We start from the raw sequence: 22,049 nt of genomic DNA on the forward strand, positions 1-22,049 counted from the left end.
TGACGCGGAAAGGGCCGGGAACGTGCGCGAAAGCCCGCGACGAGTAAAGCCCGGGAAAGGGGCGAGAAAGCTCACCAACCGTCTGCTCCATTGGGGTTCTCCTACTGGCGCTGGTTTTCCAAGATCGCCAGCTCCTCGGCCGTCAAATCAAGGCGCGCCAGCAGGGCATCCGCCACCTCCGCGAGCCGCTGGGATTGCTGCCGTTGTGCGAGGGCAGCGGACAGGCCGGCCAACCAGTTCCGCCTTCCCCTGCCCTCCTCCATCCAGCCGGTGAGCACCGCGAGATCGTCCAAGCGGGAGTCCGGAAGCTCGGGAGCGGCCACCAGATCGTAGGAAAGTTCGATCGCCGCGGCGGCCCGGTAGTTCGCCGACTTGCCACCCAGCCACTCCATGGCGCGCTGGGGCTGCGCGAGGTAGAGGCGCGAACCCAGTGCGCCCGCGGACGCACCCGGTTCCCAGCTCTCGACGGGATTGCCCGAATCGAACCATGCAAGTGCCTTGTCCGGGTCGAGGGCAAACCACGCGGTGGCCGCAGACCGGCGGACCTCCTGTTCCTCCTGCCACGATTCGGCGGTGCCGCCGAGATGCTCGAAGCCCGGCCACTCGGAGTCGTGGAACAACTCCTTGATCCGTCCTGCGAAGTGCTGCGCCAGCGAGGGATCGAGCCCCTTGAAAAAGTCGTCTCCGAGGGTCCGGCGCTGCCACTTCCGCAATAGCAGCCACGCCTCATCGGGATCGCGTTCGGCTGCCTTGGCGACGATGTCCGGGGCGATTCCATCGTCACCCCACGTCGAGTTTTCACGGCGGCGGATGCGATATTCGAGCGACTTGTCGTCGTTGAAGAAGGCCCCCAGCAAGCCAACTGGATCGCTGTCCGACCAGCCATCCAGCGCAGGCTGGAAAAGCGGCTCGAAGATCTCCTCGGTATTCTCCGCCTCGGCCACCAGCCATTTGAGGCCGCGCTCCGCCTCCAGGTCGCCGATCCGCCGGGCCATCGCGACCAGCAGATCGAGCGTGCGGTCTGGCTCGGGCGCGAGCTCTGTGACGAGTCCCTTCAGCGCCGAAGCGGGCAGCGATTGGATCAGCTCCAGCGCCAGATCGAGTTCCTGCGGAGTGGCACTGCCACTGGCGGCCATGCGCCAGATCGAGCGGAGCTGCTCCGTCCGCTGCGCCACCGTTCCTGAAAGGGCGCCGCGATCGCGGACTTTTGCAGAGGCAGCGGCGGCTGAAGAACCCGCAGGCGAGTCCGTCTTCGACGGCAGGAAGGCAAGACCGGCCGCGAGAAGCAGTAGTACCACGCCGAGGCCTGCGGTTTGCCGGTGATCCACGAGTTATCATTTCGCGGGATCGGCCCGGCGGGTCGAGGCGGAAGTTCAAAAGGAGCTCTGATAGACCTGCGCGTAGCGTCGGCCGAATTCAATGAGCGCCGCGCGGCTGAAGTGCACGGCATCCACCCCGGCCAGGCCTTCGCTTTCGACAAAGGCGGCATGGCTAACCTCGCTCGCCACCCGCCGCAGACCGGCCCGGACCAGATCCTGGCGAGCCAAGGCTGCGGGATCGCGCCTCGCATCGCCGAAGGTGCCCAGATCGCCGATCAGGAACGGCAGCTGCGGCACTGAAAGGTCCGATCGCAGCCGGGCGATCAAGGCACCCAGCTTCTCCGCATGGGAGCGGGCTAGTGAGTCATCGAGCGCGTCGGTCTCACCTTGATGCCATAGCACACCGGCCAGCGTGCCGCGTTTCGCTGCCTGCCGGGCACGACTGATGGCATTCTCGTAGAGCGGCGTGCCCGGCCCCAGCCGGTCGATTCCCGCACCGCCCCAAGCGCACGGGATGAGGCCGATGGTGAGCGCCGGATTCTCCTCCAGAAGCCTGCTCGCAAACGGAAGCGCCAGGCCGAAGCAGGCGCTCTTCTGGCTCAGGTGCAGCGGATGAGCCGCCGGCCGCCAGCGCGTCCAGCCACGGCGACGGTGCGACTTGAGTGTGCATTGCCCGCCGAGCACCAGCGCCCGCGGCACCGGGGAAAAGTCGCCGGGCTGCCACGGATCGGACGGATGGACCCCGCCGAAGCCGGCCATGTTCGACTGGCCCATCAGCAGGAAGACGGGAAAGCCGGCCGGACCAGCCGGCAACTCCCAAGCGCCCGAAAGCCGCGGGAGCCCCCAGCGGCGGAGAAATCGTGACGGGCCGCTCATGCCTGTGAGACGCGGCCGGGGAAAGCTCAGTTCTCGACCGTCTCGGTCTCGTGCTTCACGCCGGTGAAGCGGTAGTGGCCGTGGATCTGATAGTCGGTCAGCACGTTTTCCCACTTCGGGCCGCTGCCGAGATCATGCACCACCCACGCCTCGTTTTTGCGCTCGCCGGGGCCGGGCACCACGATGCCGCAGTGCAGGTCGCCGCTGGCCAGCATCCAGACCACCACGTCGCCCGGTTTGTAGTCGCCGCTCTCGCGGGACACCTTGCCTTCCTTCTTCAGCTCCGCGCCCTGATGGGTGAAGTAGCGCTGGAGATTCTGGATCATCCGGTGGTCGATGTTGGCATCGGGCTCACGGCGCTTCCAGAGCTGCGGATAGACGGAGAAATTCTTGGTCATGTCCTCGTGGACCAGCACCTGCAGGTCGACTCCGAGGTTCCGGTAGCTGCGGACGATCAGATCCTCCGCCTTGCCGCGCAGCTTGCCGTCGCCGGTTGGCGGCAGGTCACCGCCGGGGTAGGAAATCGTGTAGTAGTCGGTATCGTAGACGCTTTCCTTTTTGGTCCGCTGCAGCGCGGCCGAGGCGAGGCGGTCGCCGAATTCCGCCGACGGGGCCAGATCGAGGATCAGGATGTCCGCCGCGTCCTGGGAGGCGACCGACTGCTGCGCGCGGAGCAGCGGGACCAGCGGCTTGCCGAAATGCCAGACCGCAAAGCCAGCGATCATCAGCACCACCCAACCACCGAGAAAATTGGCCGGTTTCCGCTGGGGCTTCTTAGCCTGCGGACGGGGACCGATATACTCGATGGTTCCAAATTGATTGTTGGGTCGGCGACGAGCCATAATCTTTTAAGAAAAGTAAACCAAAAGCGCGACGGGAATGCCACCTATTTCCCCGGATCGCAGTAAATTTTTTCTGAAAATCGAGGTCTCGACCCCCCGGCCAGAGACTCGTAGGCGTAACGGCATGACGGTCATCCGCTGTGCGAACCCGCTGGTCTGGGGAGAATTGGACCTACCGCTATTTGGCATTTCGAAGGATTGGTATGGGACTGCGTTGACATCGCAAGCCGCGTTTTGCGTTGCCGTAGATCCCCGCAGGTTGTGGTTCGTGGCGAGCCACGGGAAACCCGCGAAACTCCATCCGGCGGCGCGTCCTGCTAGATTCGTGCCGGAGCTTTGGAAATACGACGTTGCAGAACTTTTTCTAACCGATCCGACCAGTGGGAGATACTTTGAGTTCAATCTTTCCCCGAATGCCGCGTGGTGGAGCTGCGAATTCACGGCACCTCGGCAACGGGCGGAGGAGGGGGACATCGTCTTCCCCGACGTGGCCACCTATGCCGAACTCGCCCCCGACGGCGGCTGGGTCGCGGCGATGGCGATCCCGCTCGATCTGCTGGAGGCGCGGCTGAACTTCGGCGAAACCACCAAGCTGAACGTGACCTTCATCCTCGGCTCGCCGGAGCAGCGTTTCCTCAGCGTGGCAAATCTCGGGGAAGGGGAGCCGGATTTCCACCGGCCGGAGCGGTTTTCGCCCGTGAAATTCGTCAATGCGTGACGAATTCGTTCCCGAACACGCTATCGCGTAATGTTGGTAGGGGGAAAATCGGACATGATGACTCCCGTAAGCCACGCCGCTCCCCCCAACGGCCAACTTGCACACCCACCGTCTCCCCCCCGGACGGTAACGCTAGAATCCCCCCGCTGTCCCCCAGGACGACCCGCTGCCCTCGTTCCCCCCGACGGAGACAGCGGGTTCTGCGTTTTCAGGCCATGGCTTGCGGTGAGGCGCGGGAAGGCGTAATTCGTCCCTTGTGCCCGACGTTGAGGAGGAGAAGCCCGAGCCGGACCTGGACGAGCTGCTGGAGCTGTTCCGCGAGCCGGAGGAGGAGCCGCGGCGCAAGGCCATCCCCGGAGCCGCGTGGCTGATGGCGGCCTTCGTGCTGTCGCTGGTCGGGGTATGGCTGGCGCTCCAGATCGCGAACGGGCACCGGGCCGCCAAGTCGACCGGCCCGCCCCTGCTGCCGACCAAGGTAAGCGACCGCAAGCCGAGGGAGGAGGGCGACGTGGCGGAAGACTATACCGCTCGTTGCCAGAAGGGCATGACGGCGATCCAAGTGGAGTGGATCCTGGCGGACTTCAAGAATGAGGGACTGGATGACGGGCCGGGGAGCTTCAGGGCGATCATCGAGGCGATCCTTGAGCCGTTGGATATCGATGATGCGAACACGCAGCAGCTTTTGGAACTCTCCATTGGTACCGAGCCGGCGGTCAGGCTAAAGGCCGCCAGTCTACTATGGGCACTTCACCAACAAAGCTGGTACGACGACGCATTGGCCGATGCGTTCCGCCTCTCGGCACAGCAACGGCACGAATCGAAAGCGAGTGGGCGACAGTTCGTGGGTGATTGCGAAGGTGATTTCCTCAAGATCGAATCAGCGGGCGCGCCTGCAAATACTGGCGGACCGGAGCGGAGCTACCTGAGGGACCGAGTCGATGATCACCTGAGCAGGACGGATCTGCTGTTTCCCGCAACGGGTCTGCTGGAACCCTCCTATTGGCTCGCGCAACCCAACTCGGCACCTTCGGAAAGGGTCCAATTGAGCCCACGACAGCAGGAAGTCATGGGGCTTCTGAAAAGCTCCGATGCCCAGGCTCCGGACCGGTTGCGAGGCCTGAGGGAAGTGCTGCCCGTGGTCGCGGGGCAAAAGTTTCCTGCGGATGGCAATGATATCGTCGGCCTTGCCGAAGCCATGCATCCGGCTCAGCTCAAGGTGCTGCTGCTTCTTGAACCCAAGGTCGCCACGGACTTGGCGGCAGCTCTGGAGAAGGCAAACAAATGACCCCGGCTTGCCCGCGCAAAGGAATCCCTTCTAACTCCCCGCGTGCCTGACGCTCCTTTGCTCATTCCCGGTGATTCGCTGCTTGTCGCGGCGCCGGTGGAATGGCGTGAAGCCTGCCTGTCGGTGCCAGCGTTGCGGGCGATCCAGCGCATGGGGGTGACCGTGGAAGTACTTTGTCCCGAGCGGCAAAGTGGCTTTTGGAAAGCGACGGGATTCGAGGCGGTGATGAGCTACGGCGAGCGTGCTTCTGCGCGTGAACTGGCGAGCCGCTTGAAGGATCGGAAGACGGTTCTGCTGTGGGAAGCCGGTGTCGCTGCGGATGCTTGTGTCAAAGCTGGCGTGGCGCGGAGGCTCGGGCCCCAGACGAAGGATCTTGCCAAGCGGCTTACGGAACCCGTGGCGCTCGTTGAAGCACCGGGGCCGGTCCGGCATCGCGTGCGCTTCTACTTGGATCTCGCTGGCAAGCTTGGGGCGGAGACGATGGTAGCGGAGAATTTCACGGCGCTTCAGCTCGATGTGCCGCGAGCCGTCGAGCGCGTCCTGTTAGTTCCCGACTCGGATTTCGGCGGTCACTATGAATGGCCGCTCGATCGCTGGGTGGCAGTGGCTAAGGACTTGGTGGGGAAGGGGAGACAGCTCCGGATTGCCAGCGGCGCGAAAGGATCGGCGCTGGCGAAAGCGATTCCCGAGGCGGAAGCCGTGACGCTAGCTTGGCCAGCCTTGGAGGAATTGGCGTCGTGTTCGCTATGCGTGGCGGCTGATGGCAGCGTGCCGCATTTGGCGGCGCATGTTGGTACGACGTGCGTCGTACTTTTCGGACCCGGTGAGCCGGAATGGATGAGGCCGCTCGGGAAGCAGCACGTGATCGTGAGGCGAAAGGTGGAGTGCTCGCCGTGCCATGCTCCGAAGTGCCGGATGGATCTCCGGTGCCAGAATGACTTGGAGGTGGAGGAAGTGTTGCGGGCGATTCCTTGAGACGCGTCGACGGAACGTCGACACCCCTTAAGGCTACCGCATCACGTGGTCCAGCAGCACGCTCTGCACGTGCAGGTAGAACTGCGAGCGGAACCACGCCGAGCGCTTGCCGGGGGTCATGGTGGTGGGATCCTCGTCCGAGAAGCCGTAGCGTTCTTCAAGAGCGAGGCGCGCCTGGTTGAGCCCGCCGTACCACAGTTCGGCGTCTTCCTTAAGAATGAACACCTGCCCCGCCTCGTCATCGCCGCCACTGCCAGCGAGTGCTTTCTCGATGATCTCGACCTGTGAATTGAAGCCCTCTTGCAGATCCGGCACCACGAACTCGCGCCAATCGTCGATGCCCTCGTCCTTCGCCATCGGTGCGGACAATCGATCCGCGAGGTCGATGCCACCGCCACGCGCGTCGTAGGGGATGCACCGCATCACCATCCAGTCGAGAGGGTTCTCGATATCGATGCGCAGGCCGCCTTGGAGCGTGGGTCCGACTTTCATTCCGCCTTTTCCAAGGATGTCTTCAATTGGTGCGCTTGCAACTGCTGGGCGTAAAACTCCGCCTTTTCCCGCTCGCCGCTCCACACGATCGAGCGGCCACGCTTGTGGACCTCCAGCATCATCGCCGCAGCGCGGCTCTCGGGGTAGCCGAAGATTTTCATCAGCACCCACGTGACGTAGCCCATCAGGTTCACGGGATCATCGTGCACCACGACATTCCACGGCACGTCGAGTGCCACGTCTTCCTTCAGCTCGGTCAGCGTGTCGGACATGACGATCAAATCGAATCAAACCTCGACCGGCTCGCCGGACGGCGCGTCGATCCACTTGCCGTGCTCGCGGATCAGGTCGATCAGGCGCTCGACGGCCTCGTCCTCGGGAATGTTGAACTTCACCGGCTGCTTGCCGACGTAGAGGTTGATCTTGCCCGGCGCGCCGCCGACGTAGCCGAAGTCGGCATCGGCCATTTCGCCGGGACCATTGACGATGCAGCCCATCACCGCGATGCGCACGCCCTTGAGGTGGCCGGTGGAAGAGCGGATCTTCTGCGTGGTGTTTTGCAGGTTGAAGAGCGTGCGGCCGCAGCTCGGACAAGCGACATAGTCGGTCTTGAAGATGCGGGTGCCCGCAGCCTGAAGGATGTTGTACGAGAGTCGTAGTGATTGGCCGGGAGCGGGCTCGCCTTGCACCAGGATCGCATCACCGATGCCATCGCACAGCAGCGAGCCGATGCGACGGGCGGCTACGAGCAGGGTTTCGACGAAGTCACCGCTCTCTCCGGTTGCCGGCGAAAGCGTGTCCTTCAGCAGGATCGGATGCCGCGCATCGATCCGGAAAGCGAGCATGCGGAACGCCGGGATCACGCCGAGATCCAGGCCGTCCTTCACCGTGACCAGCTTCGCGGTGGGCGAGTGGTTGAGTTCGGCGAGCGCGGCTTCATCGCGTGGATCGATCGCGATCACATCGCTCTTCTCCACGACGATCTCCGGCTTGAAGTCACCCATCTTGGCGATCTTGTGGGCCACGGCATTCCACTTATCCTGCGAGGTGAACACACGCACCGTGTTCTCACCGCCGAGCTTGAGGCCCATCACCTCCAGCGCATCGGTTTTACGACGCACGTAGGAGAAGGGATCGTAGGAAGGGACGAGCGCCGGGGCAGGGGGCTGGTCCGCCATTTCCTGGAATGGCGCTGCCAGAGCCTTCGCGACTGGCACCTCGAAAACGGCATCTTCCGTGAGCGAGACGCGGATCGTATCGCCGATCCCATCCGCCAGCAGCGAGCCGATGCCGATGGCGCTCTTGATGCGGCCGTCTTCACCATCGCCAGCCTCGGTCACGCCAAGGTGGATCGGATAGTTCCAATCCGAGCCTTCCTGATCGAGGCGAGCCACGAGCAAGCGATACGCCTCGATCATCACCTTCGGGTTCGAGGCCTTCATCGAGAAGACGAAGTTGTGGTAGTCCATTTCCCGCGCGATGCGGGCAAACTCCAGCGCGCTCTCCACCATCCCGAGCGGCGAGTCGCCGTAGCGGTTCATGATGCGGTCGGAGAGCGAGCCGTGGTTGGTGCCGATCCGCATCGCGCGGCCGAGCGACTTGCAGAGGTCCACCAGCGGCGCGAATTCCTCGCGGATCCTCTCCAGTTCCTCGCCGTATTGCTCGTCGCTGTACTCGCGGATCTCGAACTTCTTCTTGTCGGCGTAGTTGCCGGGATTCACGCGGACCTTCTCGACCCACTTCGCGGCCTCGAGCGCGGCATCCGGCTTGAAATGGATGTCCGCCACCAGCGGGACGTCACAGCCGGCGGCGCGGACCTCGCGGGCGATGTTTTCCAGATTCGCGGCGTAGATCTTGGTCTGGGCGGTGATGCGGACGATTTCGCAACCGGCCTCGGCCAGCTGGAGCACCTCGGCGACGCAGGCCGGGGTGTCGCGGGTGTCCGAGGTAATCATCGACTGCACGCGGATCGGGTTGCCGCCGCCGATGCCGACCTTGCCGACGAGGACTTCGCGGGTTTTCCGCCGGTTGTAGGCCAGCAGGTCGGGGCAGTATCGCAGCAGCGCGTGGTCGCTCATTTCGCGGGAGATACACGATCCATGCGTGCTCGGCAACGGCGGCGGAGTGCCGGGCGCCAGTCGGCTTGATTATGAGGGAAAACAGGATATCAAACGGTGGCGTGAGAGCTTCCTCCCTCTTGATCGGCCTGACCGCCCTACCAGTCATTGCCTTCGCGGCTCCGAATCCGGGCTTACCGGGTACCTGTCTCTACCTGCTCAGTGACACCAATCAGCTGGCCACCCTGAGCGACTCCGCCCCGACGCAGACCTCTCCGCCCGTGGCGATCACCAACCTGACTGTCGGCGACAGCCTGGTCGCCATCGACGTCCGGCCGATCAACCAGCAGCTCTACGGCTTGGGGGTGAATACCACCAACGACACCATCCAGCTCTACTGCATCTCCGCCGTCACCGGCTTTGCCACCGCAGTGGGCAGCGCGAATGGCATGACGGACACCTCCGCCGTCAAGATCCAGCTCGATTCCGCCCGCTACGGCATGGATTTCAATCCCGCCGCCGACCGGCTGCGGGTGGTGACCAGTTCCGGCCTGAATTTCCGGGTCAACCCGAGCACCGGAGCCTGCATCGATGGCGATGGCAATTCCGGCAACGGGGTCAATCCGGACAGTACGATCAACGGCGGGACCACCACAGTCGGCGAGGTGGCCTATACGAACAATTTCCCCGACAATGGGAACATCACGACCCTCTACTCGATCGATCCGCTGACGGACTCGCTCTACATCCAGACCCCGCCCAACAACGGAACCCAGAACCTGATTGCTGGCGTCACGGTGGGAGGCATCCCGCTGAATTTCAATACCGTCTGCGGCTTCGACATCCCGGTGGGGGTGAATACGGCCATCTCCAATACCGCCGCGACCGGCTTCGCCTACGCCGTTTTGGACAGTGGAAGCCGCCGCCTCTACCGGATCAATCTTAGCAACGGCGACGCGACCCAGCTTTCAGTTCCCTCCGGCATTGCCATCCGCAGCTTGGCGGTGGCCACACAAGTGCCGGTGGCGATCGGCCTGACTGCCACCGGGAATCTCATCCGTTTCCGCCGGAACACTCCCACCACGACCACCACCCAGGCGCTGAACCTTGCCGCCTTGGCGGCGAACGAGACCCTGGTGGGCATCGACTACCGGCCTGCCACGGGCCAGCTCTATGGCGTGGCGGTCAACTCGACGAGTAACAATGCGAGCCTGTATCTGATCGATCCGATGACGGGCGTTGCTAGCCTGGCGGCAGGAGCCGTTCAGGGCGGCATCCAGTTTGTCGATGCGGTCGGAGCGGTGGTTGCCATGCCGCCGGCCTCCGATGGGTACGGCATGGATTTCAATCCGACGGTGGACCGGCTGCGCGTCACCAGTGGCAATGCCGGTGGAGCGGGAATCAATTTCCGGGTGAATCCTAACACCGGTGCCGCGGTGGATGGAAATCTTGGCACCGGCGGCACGCCTACCGGCACCAATACCGATGGTCCGCTCAATGGCCTCTCCACGGGCGCGACTTCCTGCGCCTTCACGAATTCCTTCGGCCAGCCGCTCAGCGGCGGAACCACCACTCTCTACGCCCTCGATCCCGCCACGGACTCGCTCTACATCATGAACCCGCAGAACAGCGGGACCCTGACCTCGGGCAATCTCGTGAAGCTGAACGGAGCGCCCTTGGATTTCACCGCAGCCTCCGGCTTCGACATCACGCAGGAAGGGGCAAGGAACACGGTCTCCAATGTCGCATCCCCGGGCGATGGCTGGGCCGCCCTCACCGTGGGTGGCGTGACGAAGCTCTACCGGATCAACCTGAGGACCGGGGCGGCCACCGCGGCTGGGAACATCGGCGCCGGCACCACCGTGCTGGTCGGTCTTGCCGTCGCGGGTGAGGGGGGCCCGGGTTATGCCCCGTTCACTTGGAATTCCGCCATTGCTGCCGCCTGCCAGATCGAAACCAGCACGGACTTGGCAAATTGGCAGCCCTTTGGCGGCACGGTGACCACTACCGCCACGACCACCACGGTCCCGGTGCCATTTTACGACGGCGAGCGCCGCCGCTTCTGGCGGGCGGTCACGCCATAGGATTCACGCCCTTACTTCAGCTTGCCGAGGTCCACGAAGGACTTCGGCTGGATTTGATAGGCCCCGCCGACCCGGGCTCCGCCGCCGATCACTACCCAGAGGGCGATTTTCCCCAGGTTTTCCCGGCTGGTGGCGAAGCTGACGAGGACCCTGCCGTCCTTGGTCCGCTCCTCCTTCAACTCGAGCACGGCCAACATCTTGCCGTCGTCCTCCTGCATCCTGAAGTCGACCCGCCGGTAGTCCTTGAACTTTCCCTCCGCGGGAAACTCGAACTCCACCCTCACGTCCTCCGGCCCGGCGGGCAGGGCCCGGACCTCGAATTTCCATTCCTTGGCCTCCTCGGCGGTGACTTCGTGGATCGAAATCATCGCGAAACAGGGTGAATTCATCAGGCCCAGAGCAAGCGCGGCCATCAGAAGCGCCTTGTGGAGTGTGGTCTTCATGGAGAATCAGACACGCGGCGGGGGGAATGCTTGGAGTTTTTTCCGGGCGGGCGGGTGCCGGCCGTCAATTTCTCCTGCACGATCCTCCTTCCGCGCGGCGCTATCTCGCGTAAGCTCGTCCAACCGATGAAAAAGCGCCTGTTTCTCCTCGCCACCTGCCTGTTCACAGGCCTCCGCGCCGAGCCCGCCCCGGTCGAGGCTGCGGTGGAAGCGCCGGAATTCATCCGAGTGGAGGAGACCGCGACCGCCACCCAGCTTCAGACCGCCGTCACCCGTTACACCAAGGGCGGGGTTACCCTTGAACTGGTCGGGGCCGTCCACATCGCGGACAAGAAATACTACGAGGGCCTGAACACCCGCTTCACCGGCTACGACGCCGTGCTTTTCGAAGGCATCGGTTCCCCGCCGCCGCCACCCGCTGCCGGCGCTCCGGAGGCAGCGCCTGCGGAACCCGCCGAAGAGAAAGAGGAAATCCCCGCAGAGGAGGAGAAACCGGCGGCTCCGAAAAAGCCCGGCAAGCTGGACGGCTTGCATGCGGCCTACGAGTCCGGCGCGGATTGGCTGGGGCTGGCCTACCAGATGAAGGAAATCGACTACAAGAAGGCGAACTTCGTTCACGCTGACCTGACCGTCGAGGAGTTCACCGAGCTCCAGGCGGAGCGGAAGGAGTCGCTCCTCGGCTTCGTCCTCAAGGCCGGTCTCCAGCAGCCGACCAAGCCCATCAAGGAGCCCAGCACCATCCGGCTACTCACCTCGATCGTCCGCCGTGACAAAAACGGTATGAAGCGCGAACTCGTCCACACCCTCGGCGCGGGAGACGATCAGATCGCCGCGATCGCAGGGGACAGCGTCATCGTTTCCGACCGCAACGCCAAGTGCCTGCAAGTCCTCGACCAGGAGGTACAGGCCGGGAAGAAGAAGCTCGGGATCTTCTACGGCGCCGCGCACTACCCCGACATGGAGAAGCGCCTGCTGGCCGCCGGTTGGCAAAAGACCGGCCAAGAGTGGCTGGCGGCGTGGGATATCGCGAAGTGAGGGAGCGCTTTCGCTCTAGTCACCCCGGAGGGGTGTCAGCGAGTAGCCGGGTAAGCGAGGAACGAGTGCCATCCCCCGATGGCGGAGAGCGGGAAAGGAACCCCGGATGGGGTTCTAGCTGGGCTCGAAGAACGGACGCGGTTTGCCTGATTGGTTCGGACCGAAGGGCGGCACCAACCGCCCGCTGTGCGGGCTCGACCACCGGCTACTCGCTGGAATCCTTCCGGAATTTGCCGAGGAGGCCATGGGAGTTCGGCAGCACGGGGGTTACGCGCCTGTGGGTTTGGAACTGTCTCCAAAAAACCAAAGCTCCCGCCCAGAAGAAGGAGTAGGTCAGCACGGACAACCACAGAGGAACGTAGAACTCGTGAATCCGCCGGTAGCCCGTTTCCTCAAGCTCGTAGCCGAAATGTGCTGAAAGCCAGTATAATGGACGGTTGGAGGCCTGTCGGAACATCCCCGTCTCTTCTGCTTCAAGATGCCATTCGGAATCAGGATCGTATTCCCAGGCGATCATCAAGCACCCCTCATCGAAGAAGAAAGCAACCGCGGGGTTCGAGTCATTGACGCCATTGTCGAACCGCACCATTTGGGTTCCAGACCTCCACCAGCCCCACATCAAAAACACCAGTCCCGGCACCCCTAGCCAGAACAGCCGGGAGCGATACCAAGGTCGAATCCGGTCTTCCACCCGCTCAAAATGGCCCCGGCCCTTCCCCTTTGACAATCCGGGAACCCCCGACCACCCTCCGCGCGAACTTCCTATCGCATAACGCACTCCCACCATGGCCTACGATCTTATCGTCATCGGTGGCGGCCCGGCCGGCTACGTCGCCGCCATCCGCGCCGCCCAACTCGGCAAAAAAGTCGCCTGCGTCGAGGCTGACCGCGCCGGCGGTACCTGCTTGAACTGGGGCTGCATCCCGACCAAGGCCCTACTCAAGAACGCGGAGCTTTTCCACACGCTCTCGCACCGCGCCAAGGAGTTCGGCTTCTCCTTCGACAATCTCCAGTACGACTGGTCCGCCGTGATCGGCCGCTCGCGCACCGTTTCCAACAAGCTCGCCGGTGGCATCGAGTTCCTCTTCAAGAAGAACAAGGTCGACTACATCCGCGGCTTCGGCGCGATCACCGCCCCGGGCAAGGTGGAAGTCACCGCCGCCGATGGCTCGAAGAGCTCGGTCGAGGCGACGAACATCATCATCGCCACCGGCGCCAAGTCCCGCCCGCTGCCGCCGCTGCCCTTCAATGGCACCACGGTCATCGGCTCCAAGGAGGCCATGGTCCTCGAGAAGCAGCCGAAGAGCATGATCATCATCGGCGCCGGTGCCATCGGCGTGGAGTTCGCGTATATCTACAATTCCTTCGGCACCAAGGTGACCGTCGTCGAAATGCTGCCGCGCCTGGTGCCGGTGGAAGACGACGAGGTCGGCGACGCGCTTGAGAAGTCCTTCACCAAGCAGGGCATCCGCTGCCTCGTGAACCACAAGATCACCAAGACCGAGGACAAGGGCACCCATGTCGAGGTCACGGTCGAAGGCGCGAAGGAAACCGGCACGCTTTCCGCAGACGTGGTGCTCGTCGCCATCGGCGTGCTGCCGGTGCTGACCGGTCCCGGCGGCCTCCAGCCTGAGCTCACGGATCGTGGCTTCATCAAGGTGGGCGACCGCTACGAGACCTCGATTCCCGGCGTGTATGCCATCGGTGACGTCAGCGGCCCGCCGTTGCTCGCGCACACCGCATCCTTCGAGGCCATTCAGTGCGTCGAGGGCCTTTACGTCGACGGCCACACCCCGCGCAAGGTCACCGTTTTCCCGGGCTGCACCTACTGCCACCCGCAGGTCGCCTCCGTCGGCAAGACCGAGCGCGCGCTGAAGGAAGAAGGCGTCGAGTACACCGTCGGCAAGATTCCCTTCGTCGCGATTGGCAAGGCCATCGCTTCCGGCGAGCCGGACGGCTTCGCCAAGCTGCTCTACGGCAAGAAGCACGGCGAGCTGCTCGGCGCGCACATCATCGGTGAGAATGCCACCGAGCTCATCGCCGAGATGGGTCTGGCGCTCGATCAGGAACTCACCGCCGAGGAAATCCACGCGACCATCCACGCTCACCCGACCATGAGCGAGGTGATCCATGAGGCGACCCTCGCCGCCGAAGGCCACGCGATTCACTTCTAACAAAGTGGTCCGCACACTCCGTGCGCGGCTTCAGCTCCACTTCATCAAAAAGCCGCTTCGGAATTCCGGGGCGGCTTTTTTCGTGCCCGGCGACCTACCAATTCGCCGTGTAAAACCGCCGCGTCAGGTTGGTGGAACCGGTGTCCACGAACTGATAGGCACCCGTTTCATCCGCAGTCGTTTCGCCGAGTGTCGTCATCGGCAGCGTCAGATCGGTCGTGGCACGGATGGTGACCAGAGCATGGGGGAGGGTGATTCCTTGGATTACGAAGTGGCCATTCGGCTGGCGGTTCACCGCATCGACTTGGACCAGCGGGACTAGCGGCGACTTTGGCTGGAGCACCATGAACGCTGGTGCGCTGCCGGGGGCGAGGACTGCAAAAGGTGTGGCCACCCCGGACGGATCGATCTTCGTGATGGTGTCATCACCCGCGTTGCAGACGAAGCGGTTGCCGGCGAAGTCGATCTGCACGTCGCGGGGACCATTGAGACCGGCACTTGCCTCGGCAATGATGGAGCCGGTGCCGGTGGCGTCCGTCTCCACCAGACGATGACCGGTAGTGCTGGTGACCTGCGGGTTCCCGAAGGAAGTGATGGCCAGACCGGCGGGACTTGCCAGCAGGGGTGAAGAGGATTCGACCGACCATGTAGACGTGTCGTATTTCGTGACCAGATGGCTGCCGCTGTTAGAGACCAGCAGGTTTCCCCGGTCATCGAAGACGAGGCCGGTGGGATGATTCAAGGCAGCCAGCCCACCGGGCACCGCTCCGAGCGGCAGGCCGGCCGAATCGAAGACTTCCACGGCGTTCTGCGAGCTGCTCACCACATGCAGATTGCCAGTGCCATCGAAGGCGAGACCTTGCGGATCGATCACGGAGGCAAAGGACGAGAAGCCACCCGTGGTTGGGAACTTGAGGATCCGGCCTGCTCCGTTTTCCGCCAGGAAGAGCGAGCCGGCGGCATCGATGGCGAGGCCACGCGGATTGGCGAGCCCGGTGACGATGGGCACGCCGTTGCCGGTGGCATCGAGTTTCGAGATCGTCCCGCTACCGGCATTGGCCACGTAGAGCGCGAAGGTTTTCCGCTGGGCCCCTTGATAGATGCCCGCGATTTCCTGGGCGCTCAGCGCGCGATGGACGATCTGGAACTCATCGATGCGCCCAGCCTGGTTGGGAAAGCCGGGCGAGTATCCGAGCGACAGCGGACCTTGGACCGACGGCACCGGCGCGGATTGAATTTGGTCCCCGCCGACCTGCACGCCATCGACATAGAAGCGGAACGTGCTGCCGCTGCGGGTGACGGCGAGGTGGTACCAACGCTGGATGACGGGCACTACCGGATAGACCCCGGCATTGTTTCCTCCGGGCATCTGGAACTGGAGGGTGAAACCATTGAAAAGGAAGCGCCAACCCAAGCTGCCGCCGGGTTGCTCGTGGGCGGCGATGATCTGATACGAATCGCCCGCGAAGAAGCGGACCCACGTGGCGATGGTGAATTGCTCGCTGCCGAAATTCCACGCCGGGTCGTGGGGGATCTGGATGCCGGCCTGAGCCCCGTAGAGATCGAAGGCTTGCCCCACCACTCCGGGAGCAAAGGTGACGCCACTTGTTAGAGTCGCCACCCGGCCTTCTTGCAGATCGACGGCGGTGCGGTCGCCCGTCCACCAGGCGAGCAGATTGACCGGGGGCTCGACGACCGGGCGGCTCTTGCACTTGCCGTTCTCCCTCGCCTGATAGATGCCCGAGATCTCGGGAAGCGTGAGCGCGCGGGCGTACATCGCGACTTCATCGATCAAGCCGGCGAAGTGGCGCGGCGTGACGTTGTCGCTTTGACGACCGATCATCACCGGCACGTCGGAGGCCTGGATTGGCAGCCCGGTATCCGACTGGGCGACGGGCAGGCCATTCACGAAGATCGCGAAGACACCGGTCGCATTCTCATAGGCCACCGCGACGTGGGCCCATTGATTGAGTGGAAGGGTGCCGCCCTGGAGACTCATTTCCGCACCGACGCTCGTCGGATTGATCATCGCGCGGAGCTGGAGCGTGCCGCCGTTGTTGATGAGATACAGGCCGTAGGCGTCACCGGAGGAATTCTTCGCGGGATTGTTGTTCCACTTGGTGACGATCGCTTCCATCTGGCCATTCGCAGGCAAGGCAGACGGCTTTACCCACGCTTCGATGGTCAATGCACCCGCCTTGAGCACGTTGGGATTGCCAAGCGCGACGTAAGCGGCGCTGCCATCGAGGGCGAAGGCGCGATTCACCAGCCCGGGAGCGAATCCCGCACCGCCGGCGAGGGTGGCGTCGGCATTGGCCTGTAGGTCGAGCGCATTTCCGTCCGCAGCCCACCAGCCGATGATGCCTGCCGGGCGTGCGACGCAGGGCGATGCGGCCGGCGGACCGCCGATGGTCAACGTGAAGTTCTGAACGGTGTCGCCGCCGTCGTTATGGGCGATGATTTGGTAGGTGTAGGTTCCATCAGTACCCGCAGCCGGCACACCCTGGATCGAGCCGGAAGGACCATTGTCGGTGAAGTTGAGCCCCGTCGGCAGCGTCCCGCCGGTCAGGCTGACAGAGCCTGCTTCAGGATAGCCCCCCGCCGTCGTGACGGTGAACTGCGAGGGAACGCCCACGGTGAAGGAGGCATGGTCCGCGGAGGTGACTGAGGTCGGTTCAAAGACGTAGAGAGTGAACGGTTGGTCCGCCTGGGGATCCACCCCGTTGTAGGCGCTCAGGGCGAGCATGTACATCCCGCCGTCACCCGCAGCTCCTCCGGAAAAGGTGGCAGTGCCATTGCCCTGATCCGAGAAGGTGACGCCAGCCGGGAGGTCGCCGAAGCACGTGATGGACGGTGGCGGATAGCCGCCGGTTTGGACGGTGAATTCATTCGGGCTGCCCACCGTGAAAACGGCCTGCCCGTCGCTATTGAAGGACGGCGCCTGGGGCGGCTGGCCGGCCTGCACGGAGTGGGGAAGAAAACACGCCGCGGCGAAAAGAGACGCGGACACGAGACGCCGGAGCCGGGCGAGGGGCGCGGGATTCATGGGAGGGGAGGGGTTGGGAAGCGCGAGATCGCGGAAAGATGCTCCGCGTTCTCACAGCATCACTTTGCCTCCGATCCACGCGATGGAACAAGGCGAAACGATGGGCAGTCTTCCTGTCACGCGACCATCGGAATTTGGAATCGGGTGAGCTGGCGGTCTTCTCAGGAATCCTCCAGCGAGATTGGCTTGTCGGAATGCAGGCTTTCGAGGGCCGCGTCGATGGCGTCCTTGGCGTCGGGATGGAGCGCCAGCGATCGGGCGAGGGTTTGTCCGGCTTTCTCCTTGTTGCCCTCCTTCTGATAGATCGCGGCGAGCAACCGGGTCACTTTGAAATGCAGCGGGGCGGCCGGATCGGGAAGGACCGGCAGGATGCTCTCCCGCGCCTGATCCAAGGCTCCCTGGTAGAAGTAAGCCTTTCCCCGGATCATGAGGCCGCGGTTGAATGGTTGGGTTCCCGGCGGGATCTTCTCCATCGCCTCGCGGGTGATTTCCAGCGCTTCAGAAAAGTTGCCCTCCTTCACCGCGATCTCCGCCAGCGTCATGCTCGCCGAATCGAACCACGGTGCGTCGTGGAGGGCGGCAGTGGAAAGCTCCCTTGCCTTCGCCCATTGGTGGCGGGAATAGCAGATGTTCGCGGCGAAGGTTTTGCAGAGATACTGGCCGGGCCGGGTTTCTCCCGACCTGGTGTAGAGCAGCAGCGGATCCCTCCACAGACCGGCCTGATGGAAGAAGAAGGGAACGCCCGCCAGCTTCAGCAGGCAGACCGCGCCCATCGCACTCCAAGCCAGAGCGGTCAGACGAGGTTTCTCTCGGAGCTCGCTGGAAGCCATGTCACGCCTGACAAGAAGCCCCTCGGCAAGATCGGCGAGACAGATGACGAGCCCGATGCCAGGCAGCACCGTATAGTAGTCTTCGATCGGACCCGTTCCCAGCGGGATGAGATTGGACGTGGGGAAGCTGGCGAGCAGGAACCAGATGATCCCGAATGCTACCAGCGGAAGCTTCCGTGCGGTGAGGAACACCGAGCCGACCAGCGCAGTAAGAAAGATCCACCCGCCGGCGAGGTCGAGCGCCGTGGCGGATTTCCCCCAGATGAAGGTGCTGCAGAATTCAATGCGCCCGAAAGGAAAGAACCACATCGAGAAGTGTCGCCACAGCAGCCATGGGGCCGCGATGGTGAACTGCCATCCCGGCATGGCAGGCGCGAAGCCGAGATTGATGGAGCGGCTGCTGAGCGTGCTGCCTCCCTCCTGGCGCAGCATCAGGAAGGCGAGGGTGACCGCGCCGAGGCAGGCGTAGCGGACCAGCGATTCCTTCTTAAAGACGACCCGCTTCCGGAACCAATCGAGCGCGACTGCCAGCGGCACCGCGAAGATCGCGGTCTCGTAGGAAGCTAGGGCGAGAAACAGCAGGAGCAGCGACAGGCAAAAGGAGAGCGGGCGCTTGGAGTCGCGCGCCCGGTCATAGGCGATCAGGAATAGGGCGACGAAGGTCACCGCGATGCTGATATGGAGGCAGCTCATCCACACGACCGTGCTGGTATTCGTGGGGCTCAGGGCCCATGCCGCGGCTCCCAGGCAGCTCCCCGCGGCGCCAGCGATCCTCCGGAGAAATGCAAATACCGAGACGGTGGCTAACAGGTAGGCAATGAGTGGGACCAAGTGCCATACTTGAACCGAGGAAATCCCGTGAAGGTAGAAGTAGTAGAATGCGAGGTCTTTGAACGGTCGCGAATATTGGAAGGCGTCCGCCTTGAAGACATCGGTCCACTGCTGGAAGCCTGCCACGTGGCGGAGCGTGCTGTAGTCATCCTCCAGCGGCTCGGACCTCATGCCGGGCCACGCCACGACACAGACCACCATCAGCAGCATCACGAGGAATAGCACCTCGAGTAGGGGGCTGCGGCTACTTTGGCGGCCGGATATGGGTTTTCGAAGAAGCCCCATGGATTCACAGGCCGGCTGCCCGACGCTGCAAAAGGCTATCAGCGGCCAAGCGGGAGCCGGAAGAACTATTTCGGTGACATTAAGTTTCCAAAGCGGCGGCCCCTCGCTTGCAGAGCGCGGCCCCCGCGGCTAAAAGCATGGCCGGATGTCCGCGATGCTTGCCCGGTTTGCCCTCGTCTGCCTGACGATCCTGCCCATCGGTGCCGAGGAAGCCGCGCCGCCCTTCGTGCGCCAGGAGCCGAAGGTCTCCCTCCACTTGCCCGCAGTGAGCGAAGCCAGTGGATTGGCGGTTTCCCCGAAGAATCCCGACCGGCTGTGGATCGTCAATGACAGCGGCTGCTCGGCGGACCTCTACCGGGCGGGTACCGATGGCTCGGATCACGGAAAGGTCGCCGTGCAGGGCGCGAAGAACGTCGACTGGGAGGATCTTTCCTCCTTCGTTCTCGACGGGAAGCCCTACCTGCTGATCGCTGATACCGGTGACAACAACTCCAACCGGCCACAGTCGCAGCTCTACATCGTCCCCGAGCCTAAGAAGAAGGACCAGGAAGTCGCGGTCGCCTGGACCATTCGTTTCACCTTCGAGGACGGGCCGCGCGATTGCGAGTCGGTGGCCGTCGATGAGAAGGCCGGGAAGATCCTGCTGATCAGCAAGCGCACCTCGCCACCCTTTCTCTACGAACTGCCGCTGAAGCCGGCGGGAAATGAGCCTCTGGTGGCGCGCAAGATCGGTAAGATCACCGATCCGCTTTCTTCAGGCATGCCCCCGGTACCCTACGGCACCCAGCCGTGCGGGCTGGACCTGAGCCCGGACGGAAAGCTGGCCGCCGTGGTGACCTATTTCCGCGTGTTCCTTTTCCCCCGCTCCGAGGGTGAGAGCTGGGAGACGGCGTTTGCCCGGAAACCGGTGGCTCTTGAGCCCCATCGCCTGCGCCAGGCGGAATCCGTGTGCTTTTCGCGGGACGGCGCGTCGATTTTCGTGGACTCGGAGGGCGCGAAGTCGCCGCTGGTGTGCTGGCGCCGGGGGAAGGAATAGCGGGCACGCCTGCCTTGCCGGGCGGAGATATCGCGGCTAGGCAAGCGCATGGCCCGACGTTCCTTCAGCCTGATGCTTGCCTGGCGCTACCTCAATCCGCGCCGGGCGATGCTTTCCGCCGTCACGCTCATCTCGGTCACCGGTGTCCTGTTAGGCGTGCTGGTGCTGGTGGTGGTGATGTCGGTCATGGCAGGTTTGGAGAAGGAGGTGAAGGAGCGCTTCCTCGGCTACATGCCACACGTGCGGCTCGAGTTCGTGCCCTTCGGTGGCTTCCGCGAACCGCTGGAGCAATGGCGTGAAACGGCCGAGGCCGTGACCAAGGTGCCGGGCGTCAAGTCGGCTACCGCCTTCATGCAGGATTACGCCTTGCTCGATGTGGAGGGCAAGCAGCGGCCGGTATTCTTCCGCGGACTCGATACTCACGATCAGGCACAGATCGACGGCATCACCGCGATGCTCGATCAAAAGGACCATCCCGGCAGCAGCGCCGACATGGGGCTCGATGACCGGATCGTGATCTCGTCGATCATTGCCAGCCAATTCAAGGTCGGAGTGGGAGGCAAGATGAGCCTCTACTCGGCGCGCAATCTCGAGAGCGTGAAGCAGGTCTATGACATCACGGCACATCCGCCGGTGCGCGAGGAATTCGGGCCGGTTTTGGAGAAAGCGAAGGAATTGATCGCCAAGCCGTGGACGAAGCGCGGCGAACGCTTGTATCTGTCCGATGCTGAGGCTGATGCGATCTACCTGCCGCTTTTCGACATTTTCAAGCAAGGGGTGCGCGATCCAGAGAAGGAAATCATCACCAAGGCTCTGAAGCCCATCGATGATGGGGAGCAGGTCGAAGGTGGCGGGCTACTCTTGGATGCTGAAACTCCCAAGAAGATGGCGGCTGCTCTCGCCGAACTCGACACGACGGATGTGGCGCAAATGGATGCCGCCATCTTGAAAGGCATCAAGGAACTCGTGCTGCCGAAGGAGGCCACGGTCATTGGTGTCTACAAGGCATCCCAGATGGCGCTCTCCCCGGATATCTTCATGCCGTTGCCTTTGGCTCAAGAGCTGGCGGGCATGAAGGGTGCAGTTCAAGGGATCTCGGTGCGCCTTCATGATCCCTATCAGGCGGATCAGGTCGCCGGTGCGCTGATCAAAGAGCTGCCGCAGGGCTGGCGCGCGATCACGTGGACGGAAGAACTCGGTGACTTCTCACGCCTGATCGCGCAGCAGCGGATGATGATGTACTTCGCGCTTTCGTTCATCATTCTCGTGTCCGCGTTCTCGATGATGGCGGTGATGTTCACGGTCACGATCCAGAAGCGCCGCGAGATTGGTGTGATGAAGGCGCTCGGTGCGGCACCCGGCCAGATCGTGCGCGTGTTCGTTTATCAGGGGATGATCCTTGGTTTTGTCGGTGCGATTCTGGGAACCGCCTTCGGCCTGCTGGTCATCCGCTTCCGCGAGAACTTGCAGGAGGTCTTGCGGCAATTCGGCTTCGATCCGTTCTCGAGCGCTTTCGTTGGTTTCGATACGCTTCCGGCACAGATCAAGGCGAACGAGATCGTGATCGTGGCCATCGCCGCCTTCCTGCTGTGTTCGGTCGCGGCGTTCGTGCCCGCCTTCTTCGCCGCCCGCAGCGATGCCGCGAAGTCCCTGCGGAATCTCTAACTCGATTGAAATCGCCAGCGCTTTTGTAGTCGCAGGAAAGCAGGGAATCCGCTGGA

The 22,049-nt window shown here is 63.3% G+C and carries 17 protein-coding genes and 2 pseudogenes; 9 read left to right on the plus strand and 10 right to left on the minus strand.

What is annotated here, in order from left to right:
* Positions 1–101: 101 nt before the first annotated feature.
* From WKV53_RS26720 to WKV53_RS26730, 3 genes are read right to left on the minus strand one after another with little or no spacing between them, the layout of a single operon-like run.
* Positions 102–1,328 carry a hypothetical protein gene (locus WKV53_RS26720; RefSeq protein ID WP_341407905.1) on the minus strand — a complete coding sequence of 409 codons (1,227 nt, stop codon included), beginning with the start codon at positions 1,326–1,328 and terminating at the stop codon, positions 102–104.
* A gap of 45 nt (positions 1,329–1,373) precedes the next feature.
* Positions 1,374–2,195, minus strand: a complete 822-nt coding sequence (locus tag WKV53_RS26725) for a sialate O-acetylesterase (RefSeq protein ID WP_341407906.1) — start codon at positions 2,193–2,195, stop codon at positions 1,374–1,376.
* Positions 2,196–2,221: 26 nt separating this feature from the next.
* Entirely contained in the window at positions 2,222–3,037 is an 816-nt protein-coding gene (locus WKV53_RS26730) for a DUF1287 domain-containing protein (RefSeq protein WP_341407907.1), read from the minus strand.
* Between the two features lie 124 nt (positions 3,038–3,161).
* Here WKV53_RS26730 and WKV53_RS26735 point away from each other — a divergent pair, with 124 nt between their 5' ends.
* The 3 genes from WKV53_RS26735 to WKV53_RS26745 all read left to right on the plus strand — a co-directional run bounded on the left by WKV53_RS26735 (position 3,162) and on the right by WKV53_RS26745 (position 6,015).
* The gene (locus WKV53_RS26735; protein ID WP_341407908.1) at positions 3,162–3,755 is read left to right on the plus strand and encodes a DOMON domain-containing protein; all 594 of its coding nucleotides are present in this window, start codon (positions 3,162–3,164) and stop codon (positions 3,753–3,755) included.
* A 256-nt stretch (positions 3,756–4,011) separates the two neighbouring features.
* Positions 4,012–5,040 (plus strand): hypothetical protein, encoded by a 1,029-nt coding sequence (locus WKV53_RS26740; protein ID WP_341407909.1) that lies wholly within the window; start codon positions 4,012–4,014, stop codon positions 5,038–5,040.
* A 42-nt stretch (positions 5,041–5,082) separates the two neighbouring features.
* Positions 5,083–6,015 carry a glycosyltransferase family 9 protein gene (locus WKV53_RS26745; protein WP_341407910.1) on the plus strand — a complete coding sequence of 311 codons (933 nt, stop codon included), beginning with the start codon at positions 5,083–5,085 and terminating at the stop codon, positions 6,013–6,015.
* A gap of 33 nt (positions 6,016–6,048) precedes the next feature.
* Here the strand turns inward: WKV53_RS26745 and WKV53_RS26750 are convergent, their stop codons facing one another.
* The 3 genes from WKV53_RS26750 to ispG are packed head-to-tail and all read right to left on the minus strand — an operon-like array spanning position 6,049 to position 8,585.
* Entirely contained in the window at positions 6,049–6,507 is a 459-nt protein-coding gene (locus WKV53_RS26750; protein WP_341407911.1) for a DUF2017 family protein, read from the minus strand.
* Positions 6,504–6,779, minus strand: a complete 276-nt coding sequence (clpS, locus tag WKV53_RS26755; RefSeq protein ID WP_341407912.1) for an ATP-dependent Clp protease adapter ClpS — start codon at positions 6,777–6,779, stop codon at positions 6,504–6,506. The genes WKV53_RS26750 and clpS overlap by 4 nt, the downstream gene beginning before the upstream one ends.
* Positions 6,780–6,794: 15 nt before the next feature.
* Entirely contained in the window at positions 6,795–8,585 is a 1,791-nt protein-coding gene (gene ispG / locus WKV53_RS26760) for a (E)-4-hydroxy-3-methylbut-2-enyl-diphosphate synthase (protein WP_341407913.1), read from the minus strand.
* A gap of 71 nt (positions 8,586–8,656) precedes the next feature.
* On the opposite strand from ispG, the pseudogene WKV53_RS28755 reads away from it, so the two are divergent.
* Both WKV53_RS28755 and WKV53_RS28760 read left to right on the plus strand, forming a co-directional pair.
* Positions 8,657–9,508: pseudogene (locus tag WKV53_RS28755) on the plus strand (DUF4394 domain-containing protein); the annotation flags it as partial.
* A 117-nt stretch (positions 9,509–9,625) separates the two neighbouring features.
* A pseudogene (locus WKV53_RS28760) lies at positions 9,626–10,648 on the plus strand (DUF4394 domain-containing protein); the annotation flags it as partial.
* Positions 10,649–10,659: 11 nt separating this feature from the next.
* Here the strand turns inward: WKV53_RS28760 and WKV53_RS26770 are convergent.
* A complete protein-coding gene (locus WKV53_RS26770) occupies positions 10,660–11,091 on the minus strand; it encodes a hypothetical protein (RefSeq protein ID WP_341407915.1) in 432 nt (143 codons plus the stop codon).
* 126 nt (positions 11,092–11,217) lie between these two features.
* On the opposite strand from WKV53_RS26770, the gene WKV53_RS26775 reads away from it, so the two are divergent.
* Positions 11,218–12,126 carry a hypothetical protein gene (locus tag WKV53_RS26775; RefSeq protein ID WP_341407916.1) on the plus strand — a complete coding sequence of 303 codons (909 nt, stop codon included), beginning with the start codon at positions 11,218–11,220 and terminating at the stop codon, positions 12,124–12,126.
* Between the two features lie 205 nt (positions 12,127–12,331).
* On the opposite strand, the gene WKV53_RS26780 is transcribed toward WKV53_RS26775, so the two are convergent.
* Positions 12,332–12,817: a hypothetical protein gene (locus WKV53_RS26780; protein ID WP_341407917.1), complete on the minus strand. Its 486-nt coding sequence runs from the start codon at positions 12,815–12,817 to the stop codon at positions 12,332–12,334.
* 94 nt (positions 12,818–12,911) lie between these two features.
* On the opposite strand from WKV53_RS26780, the gene lpdA reads away from it, so the two are divergent.
* Complete coding sequence (lpdA, locus tag WKV53_RS26785; RefSeq protein WP_341407918.1) at positions 12,912–14,300, plus strand: dihydrolipoyl dehydrogenase; 1,389 nt, start codon at positions 12,912–12,914, stop codon at positions 14,298–14,300.
* Between the two features lie 94 nt (positions 14,301–14,394).
* Here the strand turns inward: lpdA and WKV53_RS26790 are convergent, their stop codons facing one another.
* Positions 14,395–17,346: a LamG-like jellyroll fold domain-containing protein gene (locus WKV53_RS26790; RefSeq protein ID WP_341407919.1), complete on the minus strand. Its 2,952-nt coding sequence runs from the start codon at positions 17,344–17,346 to the stop codon at positions 14,395–14,397.
* A gap of 161 nt (positions 17,347–17,507) precedes the next feature.
* Positions 17,508–19,232: a tetratricopeptide repeat protein gene (locus tag WKV53_RS26795; RefSeq protein ID WP_341407920.1), complete on the minus strand. Its 1,725-nt coding sequence runs from the start codon at positions 19,230–19,232 to the stop codon at positions 17,508–17,510.
* 205 nt (positions 19,233–19,437) lie between these two features.
* Here WKV53_RS26795 and WKV53_RS26800 point away from each other — a divergent pair, with 205 nt between their 5' ends.
* A complete protein-coding gene (locus tag WKV53_RS26800) occupies positions 19,438–20,328 on the plus strand; it encodes a hypothetical protein (RefSeq protein WP_341407921.1) in 891 nt (296 codons plus the stop codon).
* Between the two features lie 48 nt (positions 20,329–20,376).
* Positions 20,377–21,993 (plus strand): ABC transporter permease, encoded by a 1,617-nt coding sequence (locus tag WKV53_RS26805; protein WP_341407922.1) that lies wholly within the window; start codon positions 20,377–20,379, stop codon positions 21,991–21,993.
* Positions 21,994–22,049: the final 56 nt, after the last annotated feature.

This window comes from Luteolibacter sp. Y139 (assembly GCF_038066715.1).
Lineage (GTDB): Bacteria > Verrucomicrobiota > Verrucomicrobiia > Verrucomicrobiales > Akkermansiaceae > Haloferula > Haloferula soli.

Excerpts from the sequence above, each read along its gene's own strand:
- WKV53_RS26750 (WP_341407911.1), bottom strand. The coding sequence starts at position 6,507 with ATGAAAGTCGGACCCACGCTCCAAGGCGGCCTGCGCATCGATATCGAG.
- clpS (WP_341407912.1), bottom strand. The coding sequence starts at position 6,779 with ATGTCCGACACGCTGACCGAGCTGAAGGAAGACGTGGCACTCGACGTG.
- WKV53_RS26735 (WP_341407908.1), top strand. The coding sequence starts at position 3,162 with ATGACGGTCATCCGCTGTGCGAACCCGCTGGTCTGGGGAGAATTGGAC.
- lpdA (WP_341407918.1), top strand. The coding sequence starts at position 12,912 with ATGGCCTACGATCTTATCGTCATCGGTGGCGGCCCGGCCGGCTACGTC.
- WKV53_RS26805 (WP_341407922.1), top strand. The coding sequence starts at position 20,377 with ATGGCCCGACGTTCCTTCAGCCTGATGCTTGCCTGGCGCTACCTCAAT.
- WKV53_RS26790 (WP_341407919.1), bottom strand. The coding sequence starts at position 17,346 with ATGAATCCCGCGCCCCTCGCCCGGCTCCGGCGTCTCGTGTCCGCGTCT.
- WKV53_RS26770 (WP_341407915.1), bottom strand. The coding sequence starts at position 11,091 with ATGAAGACCACACTCCACAAGGCGCTTCTGATGGCCGCGCTTGCTCTG.
- WKV53_RS26775 (WP_341407916.1), top strand. The coding sequence starts at position 11,218 with ATGAAAAAGCGCCTGTTTCTCCTCGCCACCTGCCTGTTCACAGGCCTC.
- WKV53_RS26800 (WP_341407921.1), top strand. The coding sequence starts at position 19,438 with ATGTCCGCGATGCTTGCCCGGTTTGCCCTCGTCTGCCTGACGATCCTG.
- WKV53_RS26730 (WP_341407907.1), bottom strand. The coding sequence starts at position 3,037 with ATGGCTCGTCGCCGACCCAACAATCAATTTGGAACCATCGAGTATATC.
- ispG (WP_341407913.1), bottom strand. The coding sequence starts at position 8,585 with ATGAGCGACCACGCGCTGCTGCGATACTGCCCCGACCTGCTGGCCTAC.
- WKV53_RS26725 (WP_341407906.1), bottom strand. The coding sequence starts at position 2,195 with ATGAGCGGCCCGTCACGATTTCTCCGCCGCTGGGGGCTCCCGCGGCTT.